The 4,251-nt window shown below is 50.4% G+C and carries 4 protein-coding genes; 2 read left to right on the top strand and 2 right to left on the bottom strand.

Translation table 11 applies throughout. The features are described from left to right. The coding region (gene glgB / locus B3D59_RS08780) for a 1,4-alpha-glucan branching protein GlgB (protein WP_286819068.1) at nucleotides 1-1,404 on the top strand (1,404 nt) is incomplete at its 5' end. 11 nt (nucleotides 1,405-1,415) lie between these two features. Continuing rightward, on the top strand, nucleotides 1,416-2,660 hold the full coding sequence (glgA, locus tag B3D59_RS08775; RefSeq protein ID WP_286819064.1) for a glycogen synthase: 1,245 nt from the start codon (nucleotides 1,416-1,418) through the stop codon (nucleotides 2,658-2,660). Between the two features lie 180 nt (nucleotides 2,661-2,840). Here the strand turns inward: glgA and B3D59_RS08770 are convergent, their stop codons facing one another. Next, nucleotides 2,841-3,971 carry an OmpA family protein gene (locus B3D59_RS08770; RefSeq protein WP_286819062.1) on the bottom strand — a complete coding sequence of 377 codons (1,131 nt, stop codon included), beginning with the start codon at nucleotides 3,969-3,971 and terminating at the stop codon, nucleotides 2,841-2,843. 32 nt (nucleotides 3,972-4,003) lie between these two features. Further along, a complete protein-coding gene (locus B3D59_RS08765) occupies nucleotides 4,004-4,162 on the bottom strand; it encodes a DUF3309 family protein (RefSeq protein ID WP_286819060.1) in 159 nt (52 codons plus the stop codon). Between the last annotated feature and the right edge of the window lie 89 nt (nucleotides 4,163-4,251).

Below are 4,251 nucleotides of genomic sequence, written 5' to 3'. Positions count from 1 at the left end.
AAGATGGGGTTTACCCATGTGGAGTTTCTGCCGGTCATGGAACATCCCTTTTACGGTAGCTGGGGATATCAGTGTCTGGGCTATTTTGCCCCCAGCAGCCGTTTCGGCACGCCCCAGGATTTCATGTATCTGGTGGAACAGCTGCACCAGAAGAACATCGGTGTGATTCTCGACTGGGTGCCCTCTCATTTTCCCAGTGATGAACACGGGCTGGGATATTTTGACGGCACCCATCTGTTTGAACACGAAGATCCGCGCAAGGGGTTTCATCCTGACTGGAAAAGTCTGATTTTCAACTATGGCCGCAATGAGGTTATCTGCTATCTCATCAGCAGTGCCCAATTCTGGCTGGAAAACTATCACATTGACGGCGTCAGGGTGGATGCTGTTGCCTCAATGCTTTATCTGGACTATTCCCGCAAACCGGGTGAGTGGATCCCCAACAAATTCGGGGGCAGGGAAAACCTGGAAGCCGTTGACTTTCTGAAGCGGTTCAACGAGGTGCTCCATGCCAATTTTCCAGGGACAATCACCATAGCTGAGGAATCTACGGACTGGCCCATGGTTTCCAGGCCAGTGCACCTGGGCGGGCTGGGATTTGATATGAAGTGGGACATGGGATGGATGCACGACACCCTGGCCTACATGTCCATGGATCCCATCCACCGCAGCTTTCGTCACGATACACTGACGTTTCGGATGATATATGCCTTTAAGGAAAACTATGTGCTCCCTTTGTCCCACGATGAAGTTGTCCACGGCAAGGGGTCTTTGCAGGGAAGAATGCCGGGTGATGACTGGCAGAAGTTTGCCAATCTGCGTCTGCTTTTTGGATATATGTATGCCCAGCCGGCCAAAAAACTTATTTTCATGGGGGGCGAAATCGGCCAGATCCGAGAATGGAACCATGACAGCAGCCTGGACTGGCATTTGCTGGAAAATCCACTCAACAAGGGGCTTCAGCGCTGGATCGAAGATCTGAACCAGTTTTACCGGCGCACCCCGGCCATGCACTCAGGTGATTTTTCCCCCCAGGGATTCCAATGGATCGACTGCCATGATGTGCAGCAATCCACCCTCAGCTTTTTGCGGTTCGGGGGATCATCAGCAGATGAAATTATTGCTGTATGTAATTTCACGCCAATACCCCGGCCCAATTATCGGCTGGGGGTTTTTGCGGATGGGGTCTGGAAAGAATGCCTCAACAGTGATGCCAAAGAATACGGGGGCAGCAACCAGGGCAGCCTGGGACAGATTGAGGCCTCGCCGGTGCCGTCCCACGGACGTTCCTTTTCCCTGAACCTGGTCCTGCCGCCCCTGGGTATGGTTTTTCTGCAGAAAATGCAATTGGAACAGGATGCCCCTGAACATATTTCCACCCCGCAGGAGAGAAGCGGTAAATAACGGAATAACCGATGAAAGTATTAACTTTGACCAATGAGTATCCCCCCCATATTTACGGCGGGGCCGGCGTTCATGTTGCACATCTTCTCCGGGAAATGACAGCCCTGTCCCCGGACACAGATATTTTCGATGTTCTGTGTTTCGGTAGCCAGAAAGATGCCGGGACAAATCTGCGGGTCTCTGGTGTGCCCGTGGGAAATTTTCAGGCATTAGAACTGAAGCGGCCCAAACTGGCGGACACCCTGCTGCGCAATGCCATCATGACCGGCATTGCGGATGCGGCTGACGTGATCCATTGCCATACCTGGTACACCTATATGGCCGGGTGTCTGCTCAAGGAGATTCTCCAGGCCCCCCTGGTTGTCACCACCCATTCCCTCGAGCCCCACCGCCCCTGGAAAAGAGACCAGCTCGGTGACAGCTACCATGCCACCTGCTGGCTGGAAAAAACCGCCATGGAAAATGCAGACGGTATTATTGCCGTGTCCGAGACAATGAAACAGAACGTGATGGACCTGTACCATATTCACCCTGAAAAGATTCAAGTCATTTATAACGGGGTTGATACCCGTTTTTTCAGTCCCATATCCCGGCCGGATATTCTCAGGTCCTACGGCATTGATCCGGACAGGCCTTATATCCTTTTTGTGGGCCGGATAACCCGGCAGAAGGGGATCATGCATCTGATCCGGGCCATTTCCATGGTGGACCCGGGCGTACAGACAGTGCTGTGTGCCAGTGCCCCTGATACCGGCGACATTGCCCGGGAAATGAAAACCCGGGTGGAAACAGCCAGGCAGACAATGGGGCGGGACCTGCTCTGGCTTTCTGAAACAATCCCCTTGCAGGATCTGCCGGTCCTTTACAGCCATGCTGCTGTGTTTGTGTGCCCCTCGGTGTATGAGCCTTTTGGTATTATCAACCTTGAGGCCGGGGCGTGCAGTACGCCGGTTGTGGCTGCGGCTGTCGGGGGGATTCCCGAGGTGGTGGTTCATAAAGAAACCGGACTGCTGGTTCCCTTTGACGCAAAAGAAGATGCTGAGCCCGCAAAACCGGAAATCTATGCTGCGGATCTGGCAGCTGCCATCAACACCCTGATTCGGGCACCGGAAAAAGGCGCACAGATGGGTGCGGCGGCCCGCAAAAGAATTGAAAACCACTTTTCATGGACCTGTATTGCCCACCAGACCATACAATTTTATCAGCACCTGATCAAAAACAGCCGGCAGCCTGATCAAGCCAGGCACCGGCCGTAGGCAGCCGTGGTCTTTTTGAGCCATCCGGCATGCTGTTTTCTCAAGCTACCGACCTATATCCTCAAAGGCATCTACCACCATTCCCGTTCCAAAGGTTATAGAATGGATGTTTCATCGAGTAAAAGGTTCTCCCTTGGGTCACGGAATCCACCCAGGGGAGATTTTTTTACCACTGAACTTTTAAATATTATTCGGATAAATTTCAACGCGTCGGTTCAATGCCCTGCCCTTATCTGTTTTGTTGGATTCCACCGGTTTTGAGAACCCGAATCCCTCGCAGGACAGACGATTTTCATCAATTCCCTTGTTAATAAGATAGGTCTTTACAGCCTCAGCCCGTCTCAGTGATAAGACTTCATTATACGCTTTGGTACCGATGCTGTCCGTATGCCCCTGGATTTTAGCAAAAAGATCGGGACGGGATTTCAGAACATCGGCGACCTTGTCAAGATAATCAAAACCTGCCGGTTTGATAATAATTTTATCAAAATCAAAATAAGCTTCATTCACCACCCAGACTTTTTCAACTACTGGTACTGGAGTGACAACCGGTACTGGAGTGACAACCGGTGCCTGAACCATGACTTTTTCGGTTAGAAAAACATCCTTCACAAACTGCCCCATACCGCTGCCTGTCAGCAATTCATCCGCCTTGGTGACAAAGCCGCAGCTACCGATCCGGGCAATATCATCCATCAGGATCGCCCCTTTTTCATCATCGCCGACAAAGATGGGATAAAAACAAAGGCCCATGCCCTTTTGATCTTTCAGTGCCTGGGCTGCCGCCAGGGTTATGGGAGACGATAGACTCATCACCGGTTGGCCATCACTGATAATAATAACCGCTGTTTTACCTGAAAAACCATTAAAATCCCGTCTGGCTTGGGTTAAGGCTTCATGCATAGGGCTGGTACCACCTGGGGCTGTGATCAGATCTAATTTTTCATTCAAACCCTTTTGGGTGTATTTTTCCATGCCGTAAAAAAGAACCGTCAACTTATCAGATACTTGCTGGCTGTGTCCAAAAGACCTGAGACCGGCATTCTGACCCAGTTCCGGCAGGGTCTGACCCAACCGTTTTACAATTTCACGGGCAACTGTGAATTTTTTATTTCCGTTATACATATCATCCATGGAGCTGGATGCATCCAGAATAATGAGAAAATTATCCACGGAAGAGACATAATCGTCTGAATTAAATATGGTTGGGGTAAAATCGGGAATGGGCTGGACCGGTTGCCGGGCAACACATCCGAATAGAAATAAAGCGGTAATGAGCGGTAAAGCAATCATGGTACGAAAAAATTTCATAGTCTTTTCTCCTGTTTAATCTTTGATTTGAGCTAAATTTTGCCCAGCACGACCAGAATCAAAAGGATCAGCACGATAAGCCCGAGTCCTCCGCTGGGGCCATAACCCCATGAGTGGCTATGCGGCCAGACAGGGATTACACCCAATAGCGCCAGTACCAGTATTATGAGTAAAATTGTGCCTATTGACATGATGACTCCTCCTGTTTTTTAGAATGGTTATAAATCCGCCGCCGCATAAAACATCCAACGGCGGATCCATAGTCTGAGTAACTTTTGAA

This window comes from Desulfobacter sp. UBA2225, assembly GCF_002348205.1.
GTDB classification, from domain to species: domain Bacteria; phylum Desulfobacterota; class Desulfobacteria; order Desulfobacterales; family Desulfobacteraceae; genus Desulfobacter; species Desulfobacter postgatei.
Note: the sequence above shows the minus strand (reverse complement) of the source record. Positions and strands in the feature narration are given on the sequence as shown.

Bases quoted from the DNA above. Each gene is read 5' to 3' on its own strand.
- glgA (WP_286819064.1), top strand. From the start codon at position 1,416: ATGAAAGTATTAACTTTGACCAATGAGTATCCCCCCCATATTTACGGC.
- B3D59_RS08770 (WP_286819062.1), bottom strand. From the start codon at position 3,971: ATGAAATTTTTTCGTACCATGATTGCTTTACCGCTCATTACCGCTTTA.
- B3D59_RS08765 (WP_286819060.1), bottom strand. From the start codon at position 4,162: ATGTCAATAGGCACAATTTTACTCATAATACTGGTACTGGCGCTATTG.